Below are 26,986 nucleotides of genomic sequence, written 5' to 3'. Positions count from 1 at the left end.
ATCCGGAACTTCACCGGATTGCCGGCTCCACGTCCGGAACCCGTTTTGCTCCCACTCGCTTCGCTCCGATCGAATGGGCTTTGCAGCCCATTCAATCGGAGTCCGCATCATACGGACTCCGATGAATGCAACGATGTGCCCGGAGAGCCCCTCCGCAGAGTGTGAGCAACACGCCCCTCCGGACGTGGAGCCGGCCCTCCCGGATGGTCGGCGAAGCAGACGGCAGTCCGATCGTACGGATTCCGTTTGTTTCGCCAACAATCCGGAACTTCACCGGATTGCCGGCTCCACGTCCGGAACCCGTTTTGCTCCCACTCGCTTCGCTCCGATCGAATGGGCTTTGCAGCCCATTCAATCGGAGTCCGCATCATACGGACTCCGATGAATGCAACGATGTGCCCGGAGAGCCCCTCCGCAGAGTGTGAGCAACACGCCCCTCCGGACGTGGAGCCGGCCCTCCCGGATGGTCGGCGAAGCAGACGGCAGTCCGATCGTACGGATTCCGTTTGTTTCGCCAACAATCCGGAACTTCACCGGATTGCCGGCTCCACGTCCGGAACCCGTTTTGCTCCCACTCGCTTCGCTCCGATCGAATGGGCTTTGCAGCCCATTCAATCGGAGTCCGCATCATACGGACTCCGATGAATGCAACGATGTGCCCGGAGAGCCCCTCCGCAGAGTGTGAGCAACACGCCCCTCCGGACGTGGAGCCGGCCCTCCCGGATGGTCGGCGAAGCAGACGGCAGTCCGATCGTACGGATTCCGTTTGTTTCGCCAACAATCCGGAACTTCACCGGATTGCCGGCTCCACGTCCGGAACCCGTTTTGCTCCCACTCGCTTCGCTCCGATCGAATGGGCTTTGCAGCCCATTCAATCGGAGTCCGCATCATACGGACTCCGATGAATGCAACGATGTGCCCGGAGAGCCCCTCCGCAGAGTGTGAGCAACACGCCCCTCCGGACGTGGAGCCGGCCCTCCCGGATGGTCGGCGAAGCAGACGGCAGTCCGATCGTACGGATTCCGTTTGTTTCGCCAACAATCCGGAACTTCACCGGATTGCCGGCTCCACGTCCGGAACCCGTTTTGCTCCCACTCGCTTCGCTCCGATCGAATGGGCTTTGCAGCCCATTCAATCGGAGTCCGCATCATACGGACTCCGATGAATGCAACGATGTGCCCGGAGAGCCCCTCCGCAGAGTGTGAGCAACACGCCCCTCCGGACGTGGAGCCGGCCCTCCCGGATGGTCGGCGAAGCAGACGGCAGTCCGATCGTACGGATTCCGTTTGTTTCGCCAACAATCCGGAACTTCACCGGATTGCCGGCTCCACGTCCGGAACCCGTTTTGCTCCTTCTCGCTTCGCTCGGATTGAACGGGCTTTGCAGCCCATTCAATCGGAGTCTGTATCAGGAGCTGCCGCCCGGCCGCCCGCCGGACGGTCCGGTGTCACTGCTGGGCCGCAGGGCGTTCTGTCGCCGGCGGATGACTTCCGCGAGGTCCTGCACGGCGGCGTTCGTGGCCTGCTGCCCCTGCACGACGCTGGCCAGCGCGGTGAGCAGCGGCGTGACGACTCCGGTCAGCGGGTCGGGGTCGCCTGTGACGGATGCGGGCGCCGGGCGGTCGCGCAGCGCGGCCAGGAGGGGGGCGAGCAGGGGTTCGAGCTGCGCGGCCAGCGGCTCTGCGGGACGGGTGGGCGGTACCGGCTGGGGGGTCGCAGCGGTCGGGGGCAGCCTCAGGCGGTCCAGTCCGCCCGCGATGTCCGCCAGTTGCGCCACCATGCGCGCGCCGGTGTCGCCGTCGGCGGCGCCCATGCGGCGTTCGCGGGCGTAGTTCTCGCGGATCTGCGCCCGGCGCGCCGCCTGCTCGGCGGTCAGGGTACCGCGCAGTTCGGCGAGTTTCAGGAGGTTCTCCTCCGCGCCGGTCGTGAGGAGCTGCGCCTCGCCGCGGTAGTGGTCGCTGATCACGCCGTCCAGTTCGGCGTCGTTCATGACCGGGCTGAGTTTCTCGGCGACCTTGTTCATGTTGCGGTAGCTGCCCTGGAGCTTGAAGGGCGGTTCGGTCCGGTCGCGGTCGGCCTGGGCGGCGCTGGCGATGTACGCGGCGTTCACGCGGGCCAGCGTGTCGCGGGCGCGCAGCAGCAGGCGCAGCGTGGCGAGGATCTCCGCGAGTTCCGCCTCGCTGTACGGGTGCGACAGTTCGCCGGGATCCTCGTGGCCCTGGGCGCGGGCGACGAGCTTGGGGACGTCGCTCAGGTCCCGTCCGGCGAGCGGCGCGAGCACGGCGTTGCTGGTCAGGCTGTTCTCCACGTACGAGAGCAGGAAGGCGTCCTGCATGCCGCCCAGCACGTCCCCGAGGTTATACACGTCGGCGCGGTTGGCGAGCATGTCGGGAATGCGGAACACCTCGCCCGTCTCGGTGTAGGGGTTCCCGGCCATAACGACCGCGAATCTCCGGCCGCGCAGGTCGTAGGTGCGCGGCTCGCCGTTCCAGACGCCCTCGATGCGGCGGGTTCCGTCGGTCAGGGCGATGAACTTCTGCAGGAATTCCGGGTGGGTGTGTTGGATGTCGTCCACGTACAGCATGACGTTCCCGCCCATCTCCAGCGCGAGGTTGAGTTTCTCCAGTTCCTGGCGGCTGGCGGCGTCCGGCGCCTGCGCCGGGTCGAGCGAGCGCACGGCGTGACCCAGGCTGGGGCCGTTCACGCGCACGAACACGAGGCCCAGGCGGTGCGCAACGTACTCCATCAGGGTGGTCTTGCCGTAGCCGGGCGGGGAGATGAGCAGCAGCAGGCCCATCAGGTCGCTGCGTTTGCCGTCCCCGGCCGCGCCGATCTGCTTGGCGAGGTTGTCCCCGATCAGCGGGAGGTACACGTCGGTGATCAGGCGGTTACGCACGAACGAGGTCAGCGGGCGCGGCTGGAATTCCGCGAGGCGCAGCCGGGCCCGTTCGCGCGTCAGCACCGCCTGCCGCTGCGCCTGGAAGGCGTGCAGACCCGGCAGGAAGGTGCGGGCGTGCGTGGCGAGCCGGGCGAGCAGGTCGTCTGCGGCGAGGTGCAGCGTGCCGCCCTGGAGGCGCGGGTGGTCACTTAGGAGGCCGGTGATGGTCGCGTCGAGCGTGACCGCGCGCGGCTGGGCGCGCAGGGCGTCCCCGTACAGGCGCAGCGCGACCGCCTCGGGCACGAAGCGCGCCAGGGGGCGAGCGTCGTCCCGTCCGGTCAGGGCGTCCAGCCACGCGTGTTTGAGGGTCCAGGCCTGGACCGGATCGGCGCTCAGGGCGTCCAGGCTGACGCTCAGGGCGTCCGGCTGCCCGGCGGCGCGCAAGTGTTCGTCCAGCGCGGCGTTCAGGTCGGCGGCGGCCTGCGTGAACGGGAACGGCCCGCCCGCGTCGGGGGCCGCCTCCGTCAGGAACGCGGCGGCCTCCGGAATCACGCTGTCGGGAACGGGCAGCGGCACGCGGGTCAGGAATTCACGCAGCGCTCCCTCCAGCGCCGTGCGGGCGTCCGCGAGGGCCGCGCCGCTGCCCAGCAGGGTCTGCACCGCCCGCGCGGAGGTCAGGCGCGCCGTCCAGGTCGCGTCGGCCTGCGCCCAGAACGCGGCGGCCAGCGCGCGCGCCTCCGGTGGGGCGACGAGCGGCCCCGCGGCGTCCAGCAGCGGCAGCAACGCGTTCAGGATCAGCGCGGCGTCGTGGTCGTGCACGCCGCGCTGGAAACCCTGGCGGTAGCGGGCGGCGGCGAAGGTGGCGACCGTCCCGGCCCGCGTGTCCGGCGTCATGCCTCGCAGGGCGTCCAGGGTCAGGCCCCCCTGCCCCGCCCGCGCGGCGGCCAGCACCTCGCCCGCCAGGAATTCCGCGCGGGAGAGGTCCGGGGATTCGCTCTCCAGCGTCACGTCCCAGTACGCGCGGCCCGCGTCGAGCGCCGGGTCGCGCAGCGGTTCCATGAACTGCGTGCCGGTCAGGTGCAGCGCGAGGTGATCGCCCCGCGGCAGCAGCGTCAGGTCCAGCGTCTGGGTGTTCACGCTGAAGCGGTGGCGGCCCAGGCGGATCAGCGCGCCGCCGTCCCCTTCGAGGTCGGCGCGGTCACGCAGGGTGCGCAGCGCCTGATCGCGCGCGGCCTTCAGGCGGGCCTCGATGTCCCCGGCGCGGACGCTGTCGCCCAGCTCGGTCAGTTTCAGGGTGAGGTCGCGCAGCTTCAGCATGAGCGTGTCCCCGGCGAAGAATCCGTTCAGGGCGTCCTGATCGCTCAGGCGCGCCGCGCGGGCCGGGAGGCCCGCCAGGATGCGGTCGGCGGCGTCCGCGACACCCTGCGCGCGGCGCTGACGCTCGTCGAGCAGCGCCTGACGGCGTGACTCGAAGGCCTCCACGGTCTCCTCGCGCCGGGCGAGGATGTCCGGCAGGAACGCCTCGTGCTCCCCGAACTGCCCTTCGAGTTCCTCCAGGGCCAGCAGCGCGCGGGACAGGCCCTCCTCGGCCTTCTCGGGCGTGTCGGCGGTGCCCAGCGCCCCCGTGACGGTCTGCGCGAGCAGCGCCAGTTGCGCCGCGAAGCGCGCGGTGAGTTCCCCGCTTCCCAGGCTGCGGCGCTGCCCCTCGGCGCGGGCGCGCACGCCGTTCAGGCGGCCGTACAGCGCCGAGACGCCCTCGACGACCTGGGTGCGCTGCACCGGGTCCTCGGCGGGCAGCGAGCCGAGCAGGTCGGACAGGACGTCCAGTTCGGTCGCCAGGGTGCCCAGCGCCTCCAGCGCGGCGGCGAGGTCGCGGGTGGTGCCCGCCGCCTCCACCTGCGTGTTCAACGTGTCGAGCTGCGCGTGGAAGGGGGCCAGGGCGGCCGGGTCGGCCAGGTAGCTGCCGGTCGCGCCGCCCACCCGCGCGTGCGCCGCCTGCACCTCGCCGAGCAGGGCGTCCACGGCCCCCACGTCGATGGAGCGGGTCTCGCGCACCGTCAGCAGGCGGGCGCGCAGCGCCGTCAGTTCGGCCAGGGCGGTCACGAACTCCGGCAGGCTGCGCCACCCCTCCGGGTCGAGGGTCGTCAGGCGGCGGCGGACCGCCCCCTGCACGTCCGCGAGGGTCTGCGCCGCCTGGGCGCGCAGGGCCTGCACCTTCTCGAACTCGTCGAGGACCGCCTCGGCGGCGGCGGTCACGTCGCGCAGCAGCGTACGCGCGCCGCCCGTGTACTCGTCGTCGAGCCAGTGGTGCGTGTCCGGCAGGCGGCGGGCCTGTTCGGCCAGCGCGGCGTACTGGGCGGCCGTGACCTCCGGCGTCTGCGCGGCCCTTGCCAGGGCGAGCAGGTTCGACACGCCCCGCACGAGTTCCGCGTTCCCCAGTCGGCCCAGGAACGACGTGCCGGGCGGGCGCTGCGCGGCGAACACGTCGCTCGTGAAGGGCGTCTGCCACACCTGCACCGCATGCACCTGGGTGGGTTCGGCCTCGGCCTGGAACAGCACCATGCGCCCGTCGGGCAGCGCGGCGTCCCCGTGGGCGCTGATGGGCGTCTGCACCTCGCGGCGGATCAGGTTGTACACCAGCAGGGCGCTGCGGCCCGAGTCCTGATCGTAGAAGACGAACAGCACGTCCTCACCGTTCGGGCTGCGCACGACCCGCTCGAGGACCATGCCGGGCGTGAAGCCCTCGAAGGCGCGGTGCTCGCCGCCCGGCAGGTAATACCCGCCGGGGAAGACGATCCCGTGCTCCTCGGGCAGCTGCACGCAGCCGCGCGTGAGGGCGTCCTCGCGCGTGACCCGCCCGGTCAGCGTGTCGAAGATCAGGCCGCGCCACGTCTTCTCGCGGTACGGCAGCACGCGCAGCAGGATCAGGCGGCCCACCCGCGCGAACTCGAAGGTCGCGTCGTCCAGACCCTGGGTGCGCTCCTCGACGGGCTCGCTGTAGATGCCTTCACCGGTCTCGGTGTTGTTCTCCACCTTCACGGTCAGCGTGCCGCCCGCCGTCTCCACGAACAGCGTGTCCAGGATGTTCAGGTGCGGGAAGCGCCCGCTGACCTCCTGATCGCGCCCGGCGCGGGTCCACTCGAAATCGAAGGGCGGCAGCGGGTTGAGGTCCCGTTCGCCGCGCGCATCGAGGTAACGCGCGCCGTCCGGCGTGAGGTCCCAGCGGAACACCCGCCGGTCGGTCAGGCGCTCCCCGATCTGGAAGGCCGCCAGCAGCCGCCCGGCGCGGATCTCCAGTTGCAGCAGCCGCGCGTGCCGGTAGTAGGCGTACAGTTCCTCGAAGTCCCGCACGAACGCCGGATCGGTCAGGAACGACCCCTCGACCGGCACGGGCTGCACGTCGAACGCGCCGCCCTCGTGCGTCAGTCGGTACAGCGCGAACACGTCCGCCAGTTCCGTGCGGGCCTTCAGGCCCTGCGTGACGTTGAAGCCGAACAGCATCACGTCCCCGACCTGCACGAGATCCCGGCCCAGGCTGGCCTGCGCGGTGCGGATGTGCGCGCGGCCCAGCAGACTCAGGCGGCTGTCGCCGTACTCCGCGATCCGCGCGGCGTTCAGCTCCTCGGCGGCCGCACGGACCTGCGCGCCCAGCGCGTCCAGGCGGCGGCGCAGCACCTCGAAACTGCCGCCCGTCTCGGTGCCGGGCGTGCCCGCTCCGGCCAGTGGTTCCTGCGTCATCCTCTCCCCCATTCACTCCGGCGCGCGCGTGCGCCACTCGTCCCCACCCGACCACTCCACTCCAGGGAAGGCGCGAGGAGGCTGCATCCGGCCACTACTGCGGTCCGTCAGTGGAGAGGCAGGCCTCTGGCCCGCCCCCCGATCATCCGCCTCAGTTCGGGCGGTTCTCCCGCTGGACATTCACGCCGAAGCGGCCCAGGACGCTCTGGAACAGCGGGCTCTTCTGCGTGAAGCCCTCGACGGCCTTGCCGAGACTCAGCGCCTTGGTGAGCGCCTCGAACATGCCGCCCTCGCCGCCCACGAGGTCGATCTTCGCGTTCTTCAGGGCAGCGGCGATCACCTCGGCGTTCTCGCGGCTGATCTCCTTCCCGGCCTCGATGGACGCCAGGGCCTGCTGGAGACTGGTTTCCAGCGCCATGCGGTATTCCTCGTGGCTGCGGGCGTCGGCGCTCATGCGGTCCATCGCGCCGAACTTGGCGGTCAGGCCCTCGGCCTCGGCGTTCATGCGGTCGCGGGTGGCACTCGCCTCGGCGGCGCCCAGCGCCTCGGTGGCGGTGGCTTTCGCCTGACCGAGGCGGGTTTCGCCCTCGGCCTGCGCGCCCAGCCGCTCGGCGAGCACGCGGGCCTCGTTCTGCCCGAGTTTGAGGTTCGCGTCGGCCTTGACCTCGATCACGCGGGCCTCGGCCACGCCGGTCTTCTCCAGGGCGCTGGCGTTCGCTTCCTGCACCATCACCTGCGCGAGGCCCGGCGCGGCCTGCTCGACCTTGACGGCGTCCGCGAGGATCTTCTTCGCCTCGGCCTGCCGGGACGCGGCGTCGAATTCCGCCTGCGCGATGGTGGTCAGCTCACTGGCGCGGTGGCGGGCGGCGGTCTCGGCGGCCTCGGCGGCCTTGACCTCCTGCACGAGCTGTTCCTGCGCCTGCGCCTCGGCCTGCATGACGCGCACCTGCTTGGCGCGTTCGGCGGCGCTCACCTCGCGCACCTCGTTAATGCGCTCCTCCTCGACGGCGACCGTCTTGTCGATGGCGATGCGCTCACGGGTGATGTTCGCGACGTCCATGACGCCCTGCTCGACGTTCTTGTCGCGTTCGATCTCCTGGAGTTTCACCTCGCGGTCGGTGGTGACGGCCTCCATCTTCGCGGCGCGGGCGACGCGCTCGGCCTCGATGGCGATGGCGCGCAACCTCGCCTGCTCGGCGATCTCAACCTGCCGCTGGCGTTCCTGCTCGCGGATCTCGACCTGCTCGGTCGTCTGGATGCGGGCCTGTTCGGAGATGAGGCGCTGCTCCTCGCGCACGCGCTGCGTCTCGGCGTTCTCGCGGGCCTGGATGGTCTCGATCTCGCGTTTCTGCCGCGCCTCGGCCTCGGCCTGCTGGCGCTCGAGGGCCAGGGTGGCCTCGCGGGTCTCGACGTTCTTCTTCGTGACGGCGAGGTGCTCGTTCTGCGAGAGTTCGTTCGTGACGATGTTCTGCGCGGCGGTCAGCTGCGTGATCTTGCGGATGCCCTCGGCGTCCATGATGTTGTTCTGGTCGAGCATGCTCTTGGGCGTCTGCTCGAGGTAGTCGATGGCGACGTCCTCGAGCACGTAGCCGTTCAGATCGCGGCCGATCACGGCGACCACGGCGTCTCGGAACTCCTCGCGCTTCTCGAACAGTTCGATGAAGTCGAACTTCTTGCCGACCGTCTTCAGCGCCTCGCTGAACTTGGCGTTGAACAGTTCGTCCACGGCGTTCAGGTCGCTCGCGCGGCTCGCGCCGATGGACTTGGCGACCTTCAGGACGTCCTCGGTGGTCTCGTTGACGCGCAGGTAGTACGCGACCGTGATGTCCGCGCGGATGTTGTCCCGGCAGATCAGTCCCTCCTTGCCGCGCCGGTCGACCTGCAGGGTGATCAGGCTGATGCGCATGATCTCGGCCTTGTACAACACGGGCACCACGAGCGCGCCGGTGAAGCGCACCTTGGGCCGGGCGGAGAGGTCGTTCACGATCAGCGCGGTGCCCTGCTCGACCTTCACGTAGAAGGCCCGCACGAGCGAGATGAGGATCATCAGGGCGATCAGGACGATCACGACGCCGATCAGGAAGGGCAGAACTACGGACAGGTCGGGCATACGGCCTCCAGGCAGGACAGGGGGAATTCGGGGATCAGGTGTCGGTCGGGTCGGCGCGGCGGACGGTAAAGACGTGAGTGGCCGGGTCGTGCGCCACGAGGATCACGCGTTCGCCGCGCCGCAGGGGCTCGCCGTCGGTGCGGGCGTCGAGGAGCAGGCCCGCGCCGCCGTCGGGCACGCTCACGCGACCGGTCGAGGCGAGGGTGCCGGATTCGACGACCGCCACGCGGCCCAGCAGCTGGGCGCGGGCCAGGGCGTCCTGCCCCTGCGCGAGGCGCCGCAGCGGGCGTGCCACCGCCCAGCCCGCCAGCACCCCCAGCCCCAGCGAACCGAGCAGCAATGCCACGGCTGCCACGCCACGCCCCGTGGGTGCGATCAGCGGCAGGAGCAGCAGCTGGCCCAGGTAGCAGCTCAGCCAGCCCGTCAGGGTCAGCGCCAGCGCGACGGGCAGCAGCGGCACGCCGTTCAGCCCGACGCGCACGAGCAGACTGTCGAGCAGGCCTTCGCCACCGCCGGAGATCCCGTCGATGGCGCCCAGCAGGGCCAGCAGCGCCGCCGCCGCGATCAGCGTCAGCAGGGCCGTCCAGGGCGCGGTCGGGAACGACAGCACCACGTGCAGGAACTCGGTCACGCCGGTGGGCCAGGGGGAGCCATGCCGGGCACCCTAGCGTCCGGCGCGGCGCGGCGTTGCCTCATCTGAGCACCGGCCAGGGGTGGGTCCATGGCCAGAGAAGGCCAGAACTTCAGGAACCGCCACCGTGAGATGCTCATGCAGCTCAGTACGGTCTCATGCCGCCAGAGGTTCCCGGTCTGGCAGGACTACGGCGTTCCGCGGAGTCGGATGATCTGCGATACCTGCCAGACGGACAGGCTGGCGCGGCTGGCCATGTCACGCTGAGACATTCTGAAGTGCTGGTGCATGGCGAGCACCAGGGCGATCTGGTCATCGGTGGGACCCACGAAAATGGGATTGACGACCCACTGGAGGTTGACGGCGGCGTTGTCCGACCGGTCTCCGTTTCGGTGCCGGACATGTCTGGCGCCCTCTGGCCGCTCCACGAACAGTGTGGCGATCAGGATGTGGACGGCGTAACGTCTGCCGTCGCAGGTGACGGTCCCCAGGCCACTGGGGTTCAGCACGGGCTTGAGGAACCGTCCCTTGACGAACGCCGTCCGATCGCCGGAAACCTGAATGGTTCGGTCAAGGCTACGAACCCGACCGTGATCGCTCGCTTCGTATCTGTTTTCCGCGTCCGGCACAGCTTTCCAGATCTCCGGGGCTGGCATGCTTCGAATTTTGCACTTTTATGTTACGTTCACTCTGTACAGAAGATCTCAGTCTCGATCGACAGACGGTCTGGGCTAGACTGGCGGGGTGGACGCCCGCGAGCACGACCTGCACCTGCTGCACATCACCGGCGACGAACGGCGCTCCTTCGAGGAGAAACGGTGGATCTTCATCTGCCTGACCCTGGTGCCCTTCATCAGCTTCACCGCCACCTACGCCCTGCAGCTCACACAACCCGTGCAGGAACCCTACGTGATCTACGGCTATCCCATCATCATGCCGCTCATGATCGGATCGATCCTGTGGAACCTGCTGGGCGGGTACAGCCGTCTCGCCGAACGTGTCACGGTGGTCATCCTGGTCGTGACGGCCTTCCTGCACAACCTGTCGTTCGCCCTGCAACCGACCCTGCCCGAATCACCGTCTTTCGTGGGGACCGCGTCGTACTGGACACTGGTGCTGGACGCCACCGTCATCATGCTGCTGCTGCCCGCGCGACAGGCGGCGACCCTGATCATGACACTCTACGCCGTGTGCGTCGCGTTGCCCTGGGTGCTGAACTTCGACGCCTTCCGCCCCTACCTGCTGGCGATGATCCGCGCACAGACCGTGACCTTCTCCGTACTGCTGGCCACGCTATGCCTCGCCTGGTACCGGCAGAGGTACGTGGAGCGCGCCCAGGAGGCCCTGATGCTACGTCAACTGGCCACCACGGACCTGTTCAACCTGAGCAGCGCGGCCCCCGCCCAGCCCGGCGGCACCCGGCGCGTCGCACCGCAGGACTGATACGGATTCCGTTTGTTTCGCCAACAATCCGGAACGTCACCGGATTGTTGGCTCCACGTCCGGAACCCGCTTCTCTCCTGCTCGCTTCGCTCGGACTGAACGGGCTTTGCAGCCCATTCAATCGGAGTCCGTATCAATCCGGGCGGATGCGACTGGGAGCAGGAGCGGGCTGCTGGACGTCAATCGGCCGTTCGGTAGAGAGCGGAGAACAGGGGGCCGCTCCTGATTCCCGGGCCACACCGGAACGCCGTCGTCAGTCCTGGGCGAGGGGCAGGCACAGCTGGAAGACCGTCCACGGGTGGTCGGACTCCGTGCGGGCATACGTCACGGTGCCTCCATACTGTTCCGCGATGCGCTGCGTCAGGTAAAGCCCGAAGCCCGTGCCGCTGCCACGCGTGGACGACCGGAACCGCCGGAACAGCTGCGGCACCTGCGACTCGGGCACGCCCGGCCCCTGATCAAGTACCTCGATCAGAGCCGACATTCTCTCCGGGCGGAGCGTCACCCTCACGAACGTGTGCGGCGGACTGAATTTCATGGCGTTTTCCAGCAGGTTCTGCACCGCGCGCCGCAGGTCGTAGGTGTGGCCGATGACCGTGCAGGGGGTCAGGTTCAGTTCGAAGTGAATGCCGCGCTCCCGGCCGCGCAGTTGCACGTCGCTCACGACGCTGCGGATCACGCTGCCGAGTTCCACGGCGCTGCCTGCCTCACCGGTCAGGTCGCCGCTCTCGTACTCGGCGAGCAGCATCAGCTGGTCGGAGACGGTCAGCAGGTCGCGGTTGCCCTGCTGGGAGTGCCGCAGGAACTCTGCCAGGGGGTCGCTCAGCGGACCGTACAGGCCGCTCAGGGCCGCCTCGGCATGCAGGATGTTCGCGGTGATGGGCGTACGCAGGTCGTGCGAGAACGCGTACACGAGGTCGCGCAGCACCTCGCGTTGCAGGTGGACCTGCTCGGTCAGGGCGGCCCGCTCGAGTTGCAGTTGCAGGACGTGCGTGGCGTCCAGGATGAACGCGGGCGGTGCGGACGGCCGGACGAGTTGCACGAGCGCCTCGCCGTGCGTCGGCAGGGTCAGGCGGACGTAGATGTTCCCGCGCGTGTCCTGCCACAGCGGGGCGGTGTTCGCGCTGACCGGAGTGGGCAGGCGTGGAATGCGCCGCTGATTGACCCGGCCGGCCGGGAGCGGCCGGACGTGCGGGGAGCGGGCCAGCCAGTCGCGGATGGAATCCACGCGGTGCAGCTGATGACCGCGCGCGCCGCTCAGGGCTGCGAGCAGGTGCGCGGCCCGTTCGGCTGGCGGGGCGTTCACGTCCGTGTCGGGCAGCCCCAGCGGCTCGTCGGTGGTGTGGTCCGCACGCCGGGCAAGCCACGTGGCGGTGACGCCACCCATGACCGTCAGGGCAGTGACGGCCAGGTGAAGCAGGACCACTTCAGTGTCGTTGCCGCTGCGAAGCACGTTGATCAGGCCCGTCACGACGCTGACGGCGATGGCGGCGGCGGTGAGGCGGGCGGTGAGGCGGTCAGACGCGGCGATGAGGGAAACGAACAGCAGGATGGGCAGGCCGGCGCTCAGCGGCGCGGAGAACGGCGTGAGGACGTCGCCCACCAGGATGACCGCCAGGGTCACGAGACTGGCGCGCCAGACAGGGCCGCGCGCAGGCTGCTGGAGGCGGCGCACCACTTCGGGCGTCGGGGCGGCGCGCATCAGATCAGACCGGCCCGGAAGGCCTTGATGGCCGCCTGGGTGCGGTCCGTGGCCTGGAGCTTCTCGAGGATCTCACCGATGTGTTTCTTGACCAGACCGACGCTGATCCCGAGCGTGGCCGCGATGTCCTTGTTGGCCTGCCCGTCTGCCACGAGGCGCAGAATGGCCATGTCCCGCTCGGTCAGGGGGGCCAGGGGCGCGCTGCCCTGCACGGTATGCAGCAGGTGCCGCGCACTTTCCGGGTCGAAGAACACGGCGCCCGACGCGGCCGAACGGATCGCCTGGAACATCACCTCCGGCGGCGCGGACTTCAGGCAGTAGGCCACGGCACCCGACGCGAGCGCCGCGAACAGCTGGTCGCGCCGGTTGGACGCCGTGAACATCACCACCTGCGCGTCCGGCCGGACCCGGCGCACCTCCTGGGCCGCCTGGATGCCGTCCATGCCGGGCAGGTTGATGTCCATCAGGACGACGTCCACCTCAAAATGCCCCAGTTGCTCGAGGCCCTCCTCGGCGGTGCGTCCTTCCGCAACCACCTGAAAGTCCGGCTGGGCGGACAGCAGCATGCGCAGGCCAAAGCGGGTCAGGTCGTGATCCTCGACGAGTTGAAGGCGGATGGTGCGGTCGGTGGTGTCCATCAGGTGGTCCTTTCCTGGGCTGAGCAGGAAAGCGTTCCGTACTCGGGCGGGTAGAGCGGGGAAAACATCAGACCCCGAGTGTAGAGTCCGGGCGTGTCGGGGAGCGAACCGTCGGGCGGGCCGACAGGAAACCGCGCGGGGGACCGGTGGCGCCGTGGGGCGGACGGTGCTGCCCGCAGCGTCGTTGCAGTCCGGCCGGACCGCGCCCGCCCGGCAGCAGCGCCCTGAGCGGGGTTCCGGCCGGGCGTGTGCGCGTCCGTTCTGCGCCGGCAGCGCGTCCGGGCATAACGCCGTCACAGTAATCCGGCAGCGTGAGGATCAGGCCCTCGCCGGCTGCGGGCACGCCACCCAGCACCAGGAAACGGACGTCCGGCCACCCGGCCAGCGTGTTCGGCAGGGCCGCTGTCAGGGCGTGTGCGGCGCCCGTCAGGATGACCGTCAGGGTCCGGGGCGCAGCCGAGCGGCACGCCCGGGTCAGCTGGTCCTCCAGTTCCTGCGCGGGCCCCTGTCCCCCCACGCCGGGCGGCACGTGCAGGCTCAGGACGCGCTGCCCGTCCGCTTCCAGCAGCGCCCGCACGCAGTCCAGGGACGGTCGCCACTGCGCCGCGTCACCGGCCAGCCAGGTCACGCCGCCTTCCAGCCAGCCGGCCAGCAACGCCTGCACCAGCGGCTCGCGCGTGGGCAGCGTTCCGTCCCACAGATCGGCCAGTTCCTCGCTCAGCGAGCCGTGAAGCGCCGTCCCGGCCCGGCACAGCGACAGGAAGCGCGCCAGCGTGCCCGCCGACGGCAGGGGCGCGTCCGGCAGGTGCCACGCCCGGTCCAGCAGCTCATCCCGGTCGGTGACGAGCGCCGCCTCGCGCAGCAGGGTTTCCTGGGTCTGTGCGGCCAGTTCCTCGCGGCGGCCCAGCACCCAGTCCTCCAGCTCGGGGCTCACGCCAGACAACTCCACTCCCCGCAGGAACCCGGCGCCAGCACCGCAGGCTCCGCCGGTCCGGTGATCGCTCGGATGCTCGGCACTCAGGCAATCCCCGTCCGTGATGACGGTCACGCCCCAGCCCCTGAGTTTACACAGGCTGACGCGCAGGTTGTTCCTGGGATCGCTCGAATCCGGCCAGAGCAGCCGGGCGAGCCGGTCACGCGGCGTGGCGCCCTCGATCAGCAGGTAGGCGAGCAGCAGCAGCGGCTTGGGTTCCTGCACATGCCCCAGTCTCAGACAGCCCCGCGTCTGAAGAGCAACAGCTTGAGAAGAAGAAGTGGGCATGGCGTGAGGACCTCCTCAGCCACCCTAAGAATGTTTTCATTTTTTCTCATGTCCATCTGGTCACGGCCTGTGGCCATCTGGCTACGGCTGGACGACCCGTTCCGCCGCGTCGCTCCCGGCATGGGGTCAGCGAACGGCAGCGGGGCGCCGGTCATCGCCCCCCGGATGGAGCTGTGAGAGGCTCGCCTGCCCTCTCCCAGGGAGACACAATGAGGACGCCGGATACGTCAGGGACGACGTCAGGAGGGCCTTAATGCAGCGGTCTGTAAGGTTTGTGAGCAACTGGCCAACAGACCGTTAGCCAAGGAGTTGCAGGAGAGCCTGATGAAAAACACCATTGCCATGACCGCCCTGACCCTGATCGCCTCGACCGGCATGGCCGCCTCCGTGAGCACCACGTTCACCAGCGCGGCGACCGTCCAGAACAGCTGCACCATCTCCACCGTGGGTCTGGACTTTGGCGGGTACATGGGCGCGTCCACGAATGCCGTGACGGCTGGCGGCAAGGTCACCACCACCTGCACCAAGAACGCTGTCTTCGCCCTGAACTACTCGGGGTTCACCGGCAAGCTGACCAAGGCCGGCGGCACCGACACCCTGGACTACGCGGTGAGCACCTCGAACGTTGAAGGCAACTTCAACTTCCCCCTGACGGCCAACCAGAATGGTAGCGCCCTGCCCTACTGGATTCTGGCGACCGGCACCGATCTCATCTGGCCCGTGACCGGCACCATCGCCCCGAACCAGTGGGGCGCGTCGGCCGGCAACTACAACGAAGTCATCACCTTCACGGTCGACTACTAAATCCGGTACGCCGGGGACCATCTCTCCGGCACACGCGGAGGGGGGATCAGGAGCGCTGCGAACCCGGCAGCTTCCCGTCCCCCCACCTGTCGTTTCCCAGAAACCCAGATGTATAGGAGTGCTCATGTACAGATACGTTTCCCGGATGCTGGCGTTCAGCGTCCTGCTTGGCGGGGTCGGTCAGGCGCAGGTGCAGCCGCTCGCCATCACGGCGCAGACCATCAATGCCTGCTCCATCACGACGCAGAACCTCGACTTCGGCACGTACCGCGCCGCCGATCCCAGTGACCTCAGGGCTTCGGGCACCTTCTCCTTGACCTGCAATCCGGGCGTCACCGCGCAACTGCAGTTCAGCGGCTACAGCACCAGACTCCGCCACGGCAACGACACCCTGGGTTACCGCCTGACGTTCGTGCGGCCCAACGGGTCGTCCGTCACGCCCGCCGAAATCCCCGCCGGAAGCTCTCCGCTGATCGTGACCTCGGCCATCCAGTTCAACGGCACGGCGCAGGTGTATCAGGTGAACGGCCGCATCCCTGCCAGGCAGTGGAACAGCCCGGCCGGCACGTATCAAGAGACGGTCACGCTGACACTGGAGTACTGATTCGTGAAGAAGCTGAGCTTACCGGGCCTGCTCCTGACCCTGCTGGTCACGGCCCTGCCGACCGCCGCACACGCCGCGAGCCTGAACGTCGCGCCCCTGTCGCTCCAGTTGACGCCGCCCGCCGCTCCGACTACGCAGTTCAATGTGGTCAACACGGACTCGGTGGCCAGCGAGTACAGGGTCGAGATCATGGCGTGGCGTCAGGTGAACGGCGAGGACACGTACGAGCCCACCCGTGACGTGGTGATCAACCCGGCCCGCGTGACCCTGCAACCCGGACAGCGGCAGCTGTTCAGGCTCGGCTGGAAAGGACCGGTCGATCTCGCCGCCGAGAAGATGTACCGCGTGTACGTCACTCAGGTCCCGCAGGCGACCGCCGCGACCGGCGTGGTGAGCGCCCTGCGTTTCGGGCTGCCTCTGGCCGTCAGTACCCGCTCCGTTCAGCCGCAGGTCAAGTGGACCGCCCAGCGGCGCGGCAACGACCTGCTGCTTCAGGTGACGAACAGCGGCACCGGGCACGTCCGGTTCTCGAACCTGAAGGTCACGGCGAACAGCAGCGTGGCCGACCTTCCCATCCCGTACTACGTGCTGCCGGGCGCCACCCGGACCATTGTCCTCCCGAACTGGGAACCGCAGCGCCGGGAGTTCCGACTCACCACGGGAACCGCCACCGGAACGGTAGATGAGACATTCACCCTTCCGTAACGCGGTTGTCCTGAGCTGCCTGCTGCTCGGCGCCGGCTCCGCCGTGACCTGCGAAGACCTGCCCGAATCCCTGCTGGACGTTCGCATCGGGGCGGACGCACGGGGAGCGCAGTACGTGAAGATCAACGAGGACACCCGCGCCCTGTGGTTACTGGCTTCGGCGCTGACCCCGGCAGAGCGCCGGGGCTACGGCACGGGCGAAGTCAGTTGCCCCGAGGGGCCGTTCGTGATCCTGTCACCGGACGTTCCCTGGTCCGTGAACGCGGCGGATCAGGTACTGACCCTGCAACCCCGCCCGGAACGGCTGGGACGCCACACCATCAACGTCACCGGGACGCCCGGCCTGCCGGCGACCTCCGGCACGCCCGTCTGGCAGCTCGGGTATACCACCCAGCTGTCGCTTCAGGGAGGCGACCTCCGGGGCGGCGTCACCGTGGAACCCGGTTACCGGCAGGGGCCGTGGGAGGCCAGGGCCACCGCCACGCTGTCCTCAGACGCCAGCCTGAACAGGGCCGGCGCCTGGGCCGCGTGGCAACCCGACGAGACCGTGCGCCTGAAAGCGACGGTCGGCGGCACCTCCGAATTGGGCGCCGCCGGCACGTTCAACGGCGTTCACGCCCGGACGGGACGGACGGTTCCCTTCCTGTGGCCGGAACTGAAACTGACCCTGCCGTTCGACGCGCAGGCGACCGTGCAAACGACCGGGGGATTCCGCCGCGCCCTGAACGTCCCGGCCGGCGAGGTGAGTCTGCTGGGCATTCCCCTGACACAGGGCAGCGGACGGATCGTCGTGACCCTTCAGGACCCGCGCGGTCAGGTCCGTGTGGAACAGCCGTACATCGTCGATTCGCGCGGCCTCGCGGCCGGTTCGTTCGACCTGCAGGCAGAACTGGGGGCCGCCGGGGGCGCGCTGCACACCGGGGTCCGGGGCGCCCTGAACGTGACCGATCACCTGACCGTCGCCGGGACCGCCCAGCTGACCGGCGCGGACGGGAAGGCCAGTGTCACCGTGGATTACGCCGCCGGCCACACGCACTCGACCCTGGGCCTGAACAGCCGGTGGAATGCTGCCGGCAGCACCTGGACGGCCCAGGCGGCGAGCCGCTGGAACGTGGGGCCGGTGACTTTCGGGGTGCGGGCCGACCTGCCGGACTTCGCACCAGGAAACGGGACCTACACCACGCTGATCAACTGGCAGACGCCGGACGTCCTGATCGGCGGGGAACTGGCGTACGTCCCGCAGACGCAGCAGTGGAGCGCGGCGGCCACCGGTACCTGGTTCGTCACCGATCAGGCCCAGGCGTCCCTTCAGGTCAGCCGGAGCGCCGAGCGCCTGCGTGCGCGCGCGCAGGTCCTGCTGCGCCCCTCGGATCAGGTGACGTTACGGGCCGACACCTCCGCCGGCACCATGGCGCTCGGCGCGTACGTGCAGGTCGACCCGCAGCGTTCCGTCGGACTCCATGCCACGGTCACCCCGACCGGTCAACAGGGAGAGATTTCAGTCAGGCAGCAGGGCCCCGCCGACATCACCGGCCGCCTGACGAGCGCCGGGCAGGTGAACGTGGTGGCCAGGGGCACCCTGATCGCGGTGGCCGGGAACGTCTTCGCCGCGACCACCCAGAGCGGCGGCATCCTGCTGGTCAGGACCGGCGTGCCCGGCATCCGACTGAACGTGTCGGCACTGGGCGAGGCGACGACGAACGCCGAAGGTGACGCCGCGTTCCTGGGAGCCGCGCCCGGCGGCGCCTATCAGGTGACGGTCGTGCCGGAAGCCCTGCCGTTCGAAGTGACCGTCGGTGCCGAACGGCAGGAGTTCACGGCCGGGACCGACGCCGTCACCACTCTCGACTGGCGGCCGAACTTTACCCGGAATCTCTGGGTCACGTACGTCTGGCCCGTTCAGCCTCCCGGAGAAACCCCGACCGTGGAGTACGACGGGGAACTCTTCGCCCTGGATGCCGCTGGCGCCACCCTGATTCCCCAGCGTTTCGAGGGCAGGACCGGTATCCTGCGGGACGGCACCTTCACCTGCACGGTTCCGTGGCCGCGAGAAAGGAAGGAACTTTCATGCAGCGACTCGTGACGCGTCTCATCCGGAGCGCGGCCCTGCTGGCCGCCCTGACGGCCGGTGCCGGCGCCCAGGGCGCCTGTACGGTCACGTTCCAGTCCGGCCCGGCCGCGCCATACAGCTGGATCAACGATTCCCTGACGGAGGCTTCCCTGCACATCGAGTGCGGAGCCCAGGAGCGGCCGCCGGCACTCACGGTCAGCCTGCTGCGACCAGGAAACGCACCGCGCGTCCTGGTCATGGACAGCTGGACCCTACGGTACGGCCTGTTCCGCGATCCGGGAAGACAGCTGAGTTTCAGCGATCCTGTCGTGGTCCGGCTGGACACGCAGGGGACCGCACGAATCCCGCTGTTCATCCTGATTGAACGCGGGCAACTGGTCCCGGCCGGACGCTACTCCGCCATCGAGACCCTGACTGTCGAGTACTAGAACCGCCGGAGGTCAGCGAGGGTTGCCGATTCTGCCGCAGGCTCAGGTGCATCAGCGTGCACGGCATACCGCCTCGCTGCTCGCACAGAACCGATGCCAGAACATTCGGTCAGGCTCCAGTCAGCATAGAGCCCAATGGATGTAGGCCGCTCTCCACGCCTCCAGCGTGTCCTCTGGCGTCATGGCGGGCAGGGCAACTTCGAATTTACCGGACATCTTCACGCTCCACTCCCCGTACCGGCGTGTTCATTGACAGGTGGGTGCGGGTGGGTCTGCACACGGTTACGGCCGCCTTCCTTGGCCTCGTACAGCGCGGCGTCTGCCCGCTGCACCACGTCTGGCAGTCCGTCGCTGGTGGCCGCTCCGATCGAGACGGTCACACTTCTGCCCTGGAGTGCCTGGACCGGGTAGGACTCGACGGCCTGCCGGATCCGCTCTGCCACCTGCGTCAGGAAGGCCGGGTCGACGCGCCGCAGGATCACCGCGAACTCCTCACCGCCGTAGCGGTAGGCCGTGTCACGGGCGCGCAGTTGCGCTTCGAGGCAACGGGACACTTCTCTGAGGACGGCGTCGCCGGCCGCGTGGCCGTGCTGGTCGTTCACGCGTTTGAAGTGGTCGATGTCGATCAGCAGCAGGGCGTCCTGAGTGCCCAGTCTCGCCAGGTCAGCGTCCAGCCGCCGGCGGTTGGGAAGCGCCGTCAGGGCGTCCAGTTCGGCCTGACGGGTCAGGCGTTGCAGCGTCCCCAGCGCCTGGAAGCGCCCGACCAGGATGGACGTGCAGATCAGCAGACCTGCCGTGTTGAACACGATCAGAGGCGTGGCCGACTGCGTGAACAGTGCGGCGCCGTCCGGCAGCAGGAGGAGCGGCAGGGGGTAGGGAAGCACCATGACGGGAGCCCAGCGCAGCTGGGTGCTGACCAGTCCCTGCAGGGTCACGCCGAGGCGCCGGGCGAGGGCCGCCATCAGCAGGACGCTCAGAAGGGCCAGCACGGCGGGTTCCACGCCTGCCCCGCCGTGCCAGGCGCGGATCAGCAGGATGGGCACAGCCACCGCCAGTCCCATGCCCGGCCCGTACCGGACCGTCACCAGAATCACCGGGACGACCCGCAGGTCCAGCAGGACACCGGGGCTGATCTCGGCCGGAAAACTCATCAGGGCGGCGCCCATGGCCGTGAAGGCCAGCAGGCGGGTGTATGGCAGGCGGCTGCCGCCCGGCGGCCACTCGCGGTACGTGAGGCTGAGCGCGTACGTGAGCGCCACTAGGACGCAGGTGTTCAGGAACAACGCCCGGAACATCAGGCTCTCCCCAGAGAGTCCGCGTACGGCGCCGGCCGCCCGAGCAGATATCCCTGCCCCCGGCGGACCCCCAGTTCCCGCAGGAGGGTCAGGGTATCCAAGTTCTCGATCCCTTCGGCCACGACCGGGAACCCGAGCTGGGTGGCAAGGACGACGACCTGCGCCAGCACCGACCTCGCCCCCTGTTCCGTCAGGGCCTCGGTCAGGAACGTCCGGTCGAGTTTGATCACGTCGACCGGCAGGCGTGACAGCAGCGACAGGCTGGAGTATCCGGCGCCGAAATCGTCCAGCGCGATCTGAATCCCGGCTTCCCGCAGGGCGTTCAGGTGGGCGGTGGCGAGGTCCAGGTCTCCCAGCACGGCGCTTTCCGTGACTTCCAGCACGAGTTGCGTGGCTGGAAGTCCGAGCTGTGACAGTGCTTGAAGCGTGTCCTGCGCGAACGACGGGCTGAGCAGTTGCAGCGGACTGACATTCACGTTGACTTTCATGGTGGAGCGGCCGGACCTGAGCAGGTCCGACGCGGCCTGACGCAGGACCCACTGACCGACGGCGTAGATGTGACCGCCGCGCTCGGCCAGCGGGATGAACTCGGCCGGTGAGATGAACCCGAGATCCGGGTGTGTCCAGCGCAGCAGCGCCTCGAACGAGACGGGCACCTGTCCGTTCAGGTCCATGATCGGCTGGTAGTGCAGGGTGAACGTCTCGTCCGTGAAGGTCCGCAGGCTGTCCTGAAGGGTGCGGGCGCGTTCCAGGCGCTGCCGGGTCTGGCGGGTGTACGTCCGGGTCGGCTCTCCGAAATCGTGGCTTTCCTGCAGGGCGAGTTCCGCGCATTCGAGCAGAGCGTCAGCGGACTGCAGCTCTTCACTGTCGACCAGTCCCACGTGCACCCGCAGCTGCACCTCGCCCGTGTTCACCGGGTAGGGGGCCGAGAGGGCCTGAACGGCCGGCAGGAGTGTCTCGAGTGGTTGCCCGCACAGCAGCGCGAACGTGTCGGACCGGAGCCGGGCGCAGAAGGCGGAGGGGGCGTGCTCGCGTAGACGCGCGGCGAACTCCAGCAGGAGCCGGTCGGTCCGGACCGCGCCGTACAGCCCGCTGAGGCTCTCGAGGCTGCCGACCTGGATCACGGCGGCGGCGCGGAGTGACTGGGGCATGGAACGGCGAATCAGGCCCTCTCGGTTGAGCAGACCGGTCAGGCCGTCACGCTGGTGCATGATCTGGATCTCGTTGTACTGCCGGCGGTACTGATCGGTCAGGTCATTGATGGTCACGCCCAGGCGGCCCAGCTCGTCGTCGCCGCGAACGGTCAGGCGGTGCCGGCTGTCCCGCTGCATCCGCCGGACGTCCCGGTCGTACTCTTCCACGACCTGTAGAACCTGCCGGCGGATGAACGTCACGCCCAGCAATAGGGTCAGGAGGGTGCTCAGGGCCGTGATCAGGGCAATCTGGAGGATGGCGGCGCGGCCGGCCTCGAGAATGAAACGGGTCTGCGTCAGCCGCAACGTGGCGGACGGTGTGCCGTCGGGAGCCGTGACGGGCAGCGTGAGCCGGTCTGATAGGGGCTCCGGCGGCGTGGTGTCGGCGCCCGGTCCCGCGAGGCTCAACCGGCTGTCCTGTCCCAGGGGAACAATGTCGGCGATGACGCCGGGAGTCAGTTCGCGGGCCAGCAGGAACCGGCCGGCCAGGCCTGTGCCGTCGTCCTGCGTGATGGGCTGTGAGGCAGCGAGGTAGTAGCGGCCGCCGACGGCCACAATCCCGGACGCCGTCCGGGCGGAGTCCTGTGGCATCCGCCGGAGCAGTGCCCGGACGGTCGCGCTGGCCGCCCCGCCGGTCTGGATCGCCTGTGGGGTGTAGGTGGCGGCCGAGAGGATCTGGCCGCTCCGGTCGACGACGCCCCAGATGCTGACGTTCCCTCCTTCGAAGGTACTCGGAACGAGGTTCGAGTTCAGGAATCCCGGGTTGCGCCCCTGCGCGTACCGGTAGGTCTCGTTCCAGGTGGCGAAATTCTTCGTGAAGGCGCGCAGCCGGGCGTCCTCACGGGCGTACGCCTTGGTGAGGGTCTCCCCGTTACCCGCAAGCTGCCGCTTTTCCAGGGAGCGGAAGCGTTGCAGCAGCAGCGTCGGGACGGCGACAGCCTGCAGGACCACGGTGGGCACGAGCACCGCGATGACCAGCAGGTTTGCCTGGCGGCGCAGAGGTTGCGCGCGGAACGAGTGAATCCAGGGGCGACGGGGGCTCGGCATACGACTCCTCCGGAAACGGTGGGAATGATGGGCGTCCTGAGTTGACCGGAAGGTCGCCGGCGCGCCCGCCGTCTGCTGACGGTCGGAGAGCGGCCTGGGGCTGCGGACGAACCCGACAGGTGAAGAGGTGTTCGGGCGACCTGCCCGCGTGCGTCACTGCCCAGCGCAGCCGTCTGTGCGGGTGGGGTCGTCGTACGGTGATCCTGTCGGGGCCTTCTGAAGCGGGTGCGCCCGACTGTTCTGGACAGTCACGGACCTGCCTTTTACATTCATGCCATGATAAAGTGTGAAGGTTTCGCCAGACGCCGCTGAGGTGATTCTCCAGGAGGGACGCCAGCGGGCACTCGCACAACTCGAAGCCCGGTATGCGTTCCGGATTCTGCGCTACCTGTGTCAGGAACCCAGATCCTATGGCGAGATTCGTGACCTGACTGGTGTCGCCAGCACCTCGACCCTGTCGACACGACTGGGAGAACTGCAGGCGATCGGCTGGATAGAGCGCCGGCACCGCCGTTACGCACTGACGGCGCAGGGCGCGCGCCTGTGCCCGGCCGTCCGGCGGGTACTGTCCTGGTACGCGCAGCTCGATCACCGAGCTCCCCTGCTCGGGGATACCCTCCAGCGCAGCGGGAGCCTCGGGATCATCCTGGCCCTGCATGGCGGTCCGAAGAGGGCCAGGGACCTGACCTTCCCGGCCGTGAGCCGCCGGAGCGTCATGGCCCGCCTGCGCGAATTGACGGACCTGGGTTTCCTGACCCGCAGCTCTTCGTCCGTGACCGCGCCGTACGAACTGACAGAGGATGGGCGGGCGTTCGATCCGGCGGCCAGCGCCCTGCTCGTCTGGATCAACGAACAGGACGCGCGCCTGCACCCGCCTGCCGGGCCGGTCGTCACCGGACCACCACCTGAAAGCACACCTGCTGCGTCACGCCGGCCGCGAGGGTCCCGATCCGGTAGGTGAGAAGACCGGCGCCTGCCGGGCCGCCTGCCGAAGTCAGTTCACCCTGGTCACCGTCCGCGCCGCTGGTGAGGACGCCGGTCTCGGCGCCGCCCAGCCGTAATCCGCGGTCCGGTCCGTACGCGGAGGTCCGCGCGGCCGTGTTGCCCGGCACGGCATCCTGGACGGCGAAGTTGTTCACGCTGACCCCCCGGTTCAGGGCCGTGATGCAATATTCGAGTGTCTCCCCGGGCAGTCCGCCGCCCGCTGTGCTGGCCGCCGTGTCACGGGTCACGTTCCGGACGGTTTTCGTCAGTTGCACGAGCACCAGCTGGCTGCTGGCCGCACCCGCGTTGTTGCTGGCCTCACGGTCCGGCTGGTCCGCGCTGACGGTCGCCGTGTTCGTCAGGGTGGCCGGTAACTCGCCGGCCCGGGCGCCCGGCAGGGTCCTGAGAACCAGCGTCAGCGTGCGTGTTCCTGCGGGCACGTCCCCCAGTGTCCACACCACGTCCTGTCCGCTGAGCACGCCGCCGTCGCTGGCGGACACGAACGTCGTGCCGACCGGCAGCGCGTCACGGACCACCACGCCCGACGCGGCCCGGTCACTGGTGGCGGCCAGTGTGTACGTCAGTGCCTGATCGGCGCGGTAGAAGGCCGGACCACTTTTCTGAAGGCGCAGGTCCGGCAGTCTCGGCGTCGGAACGCAATCAAACGCCCTGGTCTGCATGGCTCCGACGGTCAGAAACGCCGTGTTGAACAGGCCGTTCCCCGCCTGACCGGTGCAGACGTCGTTGTCGGTTGCGCCCTGGACGACCGCCAGCGTGACCGTCAGCGTGAACGTGTCGGCGGCGCCGGCCCCCAGCACACGCCCCTGGGCCAGCGTGTACGGTGCCGGTCCGGGCAACGGCACCGGGGCCGCGCCGTTCTCGCTGACGGTCACAGTGCCCACGGTCACGTCCGGATCCAGGGCCGGCGTGTCCTGCAGGGAGTACGTGACCGGGACGCTGCCGGTGTTGCGGACGGTCACCACGTACGTCTGCGCGTAGGGGAACGGGCCGGCACGCAGGGTGGTCGCGCCCGCCACCTTGCTCACGACGGCCACAGGCGTGATCGGTGCGGGCGTCACGCTCGCCTGATCATCCTCTGTGGTCACGCCGTTCCCCGGCGTGGAATCCGGGTCCGGTTGGTCGCTGCTCAGCAGTTGCGCCGTATTGGTGTACGGTCCCGCCGGGTTCACGGTGGCCGTGATGGTCAGGGTCGCCTGGTCGCCGCTGGCCAGCGGCGCGGAGGGCGTGACCGTCCACGCGCCCGTCGTGGGTGCGTACGTTCCCTGTGACGGCGCAGCGCTGATCAGTGTGTATCCGGCCGGGAGTGCGTCGCTGACGGTCACGTTGGTCGTCGCGTCCGGCCCGGCGTTCCTGACGGTCACCGTGAAGGTCACCGTGCTCCCCACGACTGGCGTGGGGTTATCCACGGTCTTCTGCACGCTGAGGTCCGCCGCTTCGGCCACGTCCAGCGTGCTGACCGTGTTGCCGCGCACGAAGGTCCACAGGTCCAGGGCCTTGCCGTCGCCCCAGCCGGCCGTCGCCGCGCAGTCCGTGTTCGAGTTCCCGCCGGAACCCCAGTTGCGGTACGGCACCGCCGAGGAGTCCACGCCGAGCAGGTTCGCCGGGTCGGTCGGCGCCGCGGGAACGGGACCAGGGCAGAGGGTGCCGTTCAGGGTTCCGACGGCTGTTCCGCCCTTCGTGACGTAGCCGCGGTCGTCGTAGAAGACGGTGTTGGGATTGGCGACGCCGGGGGGCGGATTCAGCAGCGTCACGATCGGCCCGGCCCCCGGGTTGTTCTCGGCGTCCACCAGGGGAAAGTGCACCTCGCCGGCATTGAGGACCACCTGATACCGGACGGAACCGGACGCAAACAGTTGCAGGTTGTTGTTCCGGCCGTCCCAGCCGACCGCGTTGCGCCCGATCACGGCGTTGCCGCGCAGCACACGGTTGCGTGTGTTCTCGGGATCGAAGTCGGTGCCGTCGGCGCTCACGACGATCTGGTACGTTCCGGTCTTGTTGCTCGTGAACGAGAAGGTGCCGCTGCCGCCACGCACCAGCCGCGGACCGCCCTGGGCGTTCACGAACGCGGGATCGGTAACGGTCGGCGTGTCCGGCGTGACCGGAATCCCCAGGGTCGTCAGCACCCGGTTGACCTCCCCGGCGTACTGCACCGGATCGACGAAGAACAATGGGAATTCGGCCGCCTGCGCACTGACGGCCGGGGCTCCGAGCGGCGGATCCACCTGGGCGTTGGAGCCGCGCAGGTTCCGGTACAGCGGCGAGTTGTCGAACGTATCGACGAATCCCCTGGAGTTGGCGTACACGGCGTAGCCGTTCGGGTCGACGCCCAGCCCGGTCGGGCCCGCGAAGTTCTCGCGGTAGCGGAAGCCGTCGCGGGTGACTACGTAGTAGTTGCTGGTCACGGGCCGGTTGTTGCCTCCCGTGAAACCGTTGAAGGCGTACGTGAACACCCGGCCGAGCAGGTCGGCGGTGCTCGCCGCGTCGGACCGGACGGTCACCTCCCAGGCGGCGACCGCCTGTCCGGCCCGGTCGAGCGTGGCAACGCTGCCCGTCGGCGATCCGGCGCCCCTGGGCTGAACCGTCACGGCGTACACTCCGGTGCTCGGCGCGGTGTAGACACAGGGCGTCCAGGTATCCGCGCCGCCGTTCCCGCTGGCGCTTTTCGGGCCGGCCAGTTCTGCGGCGCGGCTCGGGATGTAGCCGGGCGTTCCGGCGACCGTGCTGGCGACGGTGCAGGTGTTGACAGGGGTACCGAGCACCTCGTTGCCCGGAGTTCCAAAGTTGCCCGGGGCATAGATGCTGATCAGGGTGCTGACAGTCGTTCCGCTGACACTGCTCGAACCGGTCAGGATCTGCTCTCCGGCCTGCGCGTACGTGTACAGGACGTTCTTGCGGCTGATCCGGCCGACGTAGAGGCCACTGGCGGGCTGCCAGTCGAGGCTGGCACGGGACGCGGTGGCCGGGTAACTGGCCGGGTACAGGTGGCGGCTGCCCTCGGCGAGCGCACCTCCGCCCAGCAGACAGAGCAGACCCAGCAGACTGGAACGGAATCGGAAGAGTGAGCGCAACTGGACCTCTGAGGGTGAACCGGCGATGTGACGGAAGGATGGAAGCGGCCAGGGAGATGAGGGGCGATCCGTCTACCGCAGTGGTGCGGAACAGCATCCCCTCTCACCGTTAAACAGCTCATTGCGTCGGGATAGGAGACAGCCTAGTGCAAAAATTGCACAGTATTATCACCGGTTTTTTCACCTTATTTTCATAAGGTCCCTGTGTCCCACCCGACGTGTCGCGGCCGGCGGGACAGGCCATACGGACGCACGGACCTCCCTGCACCTGAACGGGCCTGAGCGTCGCCATCCAGGTTGATCATCCACCGGCTGACTGGCAGCGTCCGTACCTGAACGCCCGACGGGACACCGGCTCCCGGCGCC

Annotated in this window: 17 protein-coding genes; 7 read left to right on the top strand and 10 right to left on the bottom strand. The window is 68.9% G+C overall.

Annotation, left to right across the window (positions count from 1 at the left end; all coding sequences use genetic code 11):
- Nucleotides 1-1,407: 1,407 nt before the first annotated feature.
- The 4 genes from CBQ26_RS20980 to CBQ26_RS20965 form a co-directional block, all read right to left on the bottom strand.
- Nucleotides 1,408-6,615, bottom strand: coding sequence for a DNA repair ATPase (locus CBQ26_RS20980; RefSeq protein ID WP_216360390.1), 5,208 nt, complete (start codon nt 6,613-6,615; stop codon nt 1,408-1,410).
- A gap of 151 nt (nt 6,616-6,766) precedes the next feature.
- A complete protein-coding gene (locus tag CBQ26_RS20975) occupies nt 6,767-8,725 on the bottom strand; it encodes a flotillin family protein (protein WP_088250313.1) in 1,959 nt (652 codons plus the stop codon).
- 34 nt (nt 8,726-8,759) lie between these two features.
- On the bottom strand, nt 8,760-9,356 hold the full coding sequence (locus CBQ26_RS20970; protein ID WP_088250312.1) for an NfeD family protein: 597 nt from the start codon (nt 9,354-9,356) through the stop codon (nt 8,760-8,762).
- A 188-nt stretch (nt 9,357-9,544) separates the two neighbouring features.
- Nucleotides 9,545-10,012, bottom strand: coding sequence for an NUMOD4 domain-containing protein (locus tag CBQ26_RS20965; protein WP_088250311.1), 468 nt, complete (start codon nt 10,010-10,012; stop codon nt 9,545-9,547).
- Nucleotides 10,013-10,100: 88 nt separating this feature from the next.
- Between CBQ26_RS20965 and CBQ26_RS20960 the strand changes: the two genes are divergently transcribed.
- Nucleotides 10,101-10,799: a hypothetical protein gene (locus CBQ26_RS20960; protein WP_088250310.1), complete on the top strand. Its 699-nt coding sequence runs from the start codon at nt 10,101-10,103 to the stop codon at nt 10,797-10,799.
- Between the two features lie 253 nt (nt 10,800-11,052).
- On the opposite strand, the gene CBQ26_RS20955 is transcribed toward CBQ26_RS20960, so the two are convergent.
- The 3 genes from CBQ26_RS20955 to CBQ26_RS20945 all read right to left on the bottom strand — a co-directional run bounded on the left by CBQ26_RS20955 (nt 11,053) and on the right by CBQ26_RS20945 (nt 14,337).
- Nucleotides 11,053-12,501, bottom strand: coding sequence for a sensor histidine kinase (locus CBQ26_RS20955; protein WP_088250309.1), 1,449 nt, complete (start codon nt 12,499-12,501; stop codon nt 11,053-11,055).
- On the bottom strand, nt 12,501-13,139 hold the full coding sequence (locus tag CBQ26_RS20950) for a response regulator (RefSeq protein ID WP_088250308.1): 639 nt from the start codon (nt 13,137-13,139) through the stop codon (nt 12,501-12,503). The genes CBQ26_RS20955 and CBQ26_RS20950 overlap by 1 nt, the downstream gene beginning before the upstream one ends.
- Before the next feature lie 67 nt (nt 13,140-13,206).
- On the bottom strand, nt 13,207-14,337 hold the full coding sequence (locus tag CBQ26_RS20945; protein ID WP_088250307.1) for a hypothetical protein: 1,131 nt from the start codon (nt 14,335-14,337) through the stop codon (nt 13,207-13,209).
- Between the two features lie 387 nt (nt 14,338-14,724).
- Between CBQ26_RS20945 and CBQ26_RS20940 the strand changes: the two genes are divergently transcribed.
- From CBQ26_RS20940 to CBQ26_RS20920, 5 genes are all read left to right on the top strand, one after another.
- Entirely contained in the window at nt 14,725-15,204 is a 480-nt protein-coding gene (locus tag CBQ26_RS20940; RefSeq protein ID WP_143342216.1) for a spore coat protein U domain-containing protein, read from the top strand.
- 124 nt (nt 15,205-15,328) lie between these two features.
- Entirely contained in the window at nt 15,329-15,808 is a 480-nt protein-coding gene (locus tag CBQ26_RS20935; RefSeq protein WP_088250305.1) for a spore coat protein U domain-containing protein, read from the top strand.
- Nucleotides 15,809-15,811: 3 nt separating this feature from the next.
- On the top strand, nt 15,812-16,513 hold the full coding sequence (locus tag CBQ26_RS20930; protein ID WP_088250304.1) for a fimbrial biogenesis chaperone: 702 nt from the start codon (nt 15,812-15,814) through the stop codon (nt 16,511-16,513).
- Nucleotides 16,491-18,596: a fimbria/pilus outer membrane usher protein gene (locus CBQ26_RS20925; RefSeq protein WP_143342215.1), complete on the top strand. Its 2,106-nt coding sequence runs from the start codon at nt 16,491-16,493 to the stop codon at nt 18,594-18,596. Before CBQ26_RS20930 ends, CBQ26_RS20925 begins: the two co-directional genes overlap by 23 nt.
- On the top strand, nt 18,593-19,012 hold the full coding sequence (locus tag CBQ26_RS20920; protein WP_088250302.1) for a Csu type fimbrial protein: 420 nt from the start codon (nt 18,593-18,595) through the stop codon (nt 19,010-19,012). Before CBQ26_RS20925 ends, CBQ26_RS20920 begins: the two co-directional genes overlap by 4 nt.
- 218 nt (nt 19,013-19,230) lie before the next feature.
- On the opposite strand, the gene CBQ26_RS20915 is transcribed toward CBQ26_RS20920, so the two are convergent.
- Both CBQ26_RS20915 and CBQ26_RS20910 read right to left on the bottom strand, forming a co-directional pair.
- Nucleotides 19,231-20,307 carry a diguanylate cyclase gene (locus CBQ26_RS20915; RefSeq protein ID WP_088250301.1) on the bottom strand — a complete coding sequence of 359 codons (1,077 nt, stop codon included), beginning with the start codon at nt 20,305-20,307 and terminating at the stop codon, nt 19,231-19,233.
- On the bottom strand, nt 20,307-22,547 hold the full coding sequence (locus tag CBQ26_RS20910) for a putative bifunctional diguanylate cyclase/phosphodiesterase (protein ID WP_088250300.1): 2,241 nt from the start codon (nt 22,545-22,547) through the stop codon (nt 20,307-20,309). Before CBQ26_RS20910 ends, CBQ26_RS20915 begins: the two co-directional genes overlap by 1 nt.
- A gap of 286 nt (nt 22,548-22,833) precedes the next feature.
- On the opposite strand from CBQ26_RS20910, the gene CBQ26_RS20905 reads away from it, so the two are divergent.
- Entirely contained in the window at nt 22,834-23,508 is a 675-nt protein-coding gene (locus CBQ26_RS20905; protein ID WP_088250299.1) for a winged helix-turn-helix transcriptional regulator, read from the top strand.
- Here CBQ26_RS20905 and CBQ26_RS20900 read toward each other — a convergent pair.
- Nucleotides 23,438-26,620, bottom strand: coding sequence for a DUF11 domain-containing protein (locus CBQ26_RS20900; protein WP_088250298.1), 3,183 nt, complete (start codon nt 26,618-26,620; stop codon nt 23,438-23,440). The genes CBQ26_RS20905 and CBQ26_RS20900 overlap by 71 nt on opposite strands.
- Nucleotides 26,621-26,986: the final 366 nt, after the last annotated feature.

It is taken from the genome of Deinococcus indicus, from assembly GCF_002198095.1.
GTDB classification, from domain to species: domain Bacteria; phylum Deinococcota; class Deinococci; order Deinococcales; family Deinococcaceae; genus Deinococcus; species Deinococcus caeni.
This window is presented reverse-complemented; position numbering and strand designations above follow the sequence as displayed.

What these genes read in the sequence shown, in the direction of transcription:
- CBQ26_RS20980 (WP_216360390.1), bottom strand. Translation starts at nt 6,615, where the DNA reads ATGACGCAGGAACCACTGGCCGGAGCGGGCACGCCCGGCACCGAGACG.
- CBQ26_RS20975 (WP_088250313.1), bottom strand. Translation starts at nt 8,725, where the DNA reads ATGCCCGACCTGTCCGTAGTTCTGCCCTTCCTGATCGGCGTCGTGATC.
- CBQ26_RS20965 (WP_088250311.1), bottom strand. Translation starts at nt 10,012, where the DNA reads ATGCCAGCCCCGGAGATCTGGAAAGCTGTGCCGGACGCGGAAAACAGA.
- CBQ26_RS20955 (WP_088250309.1), bottom strand. Translation starts at nt 12,501, where the DNA reads ATGCGCGCCGCCCCGACGCCCGAAGTGGTGCGCCGCCTCCAGCAGCCT.
- CBQ26_RS20950 (WP_088250308.1), bottom strand. Translation starts at nt 13,139, where the DNA reads ATGGACACCACCGACCGCACCATCCGCCTTCAACTCGTCGAGGATCAC.
- CBQ26_RS20940 (WP_143342216.1), top strand. Translation starts at nt 14,725, where the DNA reads ATGAAAAACACCATTGCCATGACCGCCCTGACCCTGATCGCCTCGACC.
- CBQ26_RS20935 (WP_088250305.1), top strand. Translation starts at nt 15,329, where the DNA reads ATGTACAGATACGTTTCCCGGATGCTGGCGTTCAGCGTCCTGCTTGGC.
- CBQ26_RS20925 (WP_143342215.1), top strand. Translation starts at nt 16,491, where the DNA reads ATGAGACATTCACCCTTCCGTAACGCGGTTGTCCTGAGCTGCCTGCTG.
- CBQ26_RS20915 (WP_088250301.1), bottom strand. Translation starts at nt 20,307, where the DNA reads ATGTTCCGGGCGTTGTTCCTGAACACCTGCGTCCTAGTGGCGCTCACG.
- CBQ26_RS20910 (WP_088250300.1), bottom strand. Translation starts at nt 22,547, where the DNA reads ATGCCGAGCCCCCGTCGCCCCTGGATTCACTCGTTCCGCGCGCAACCT.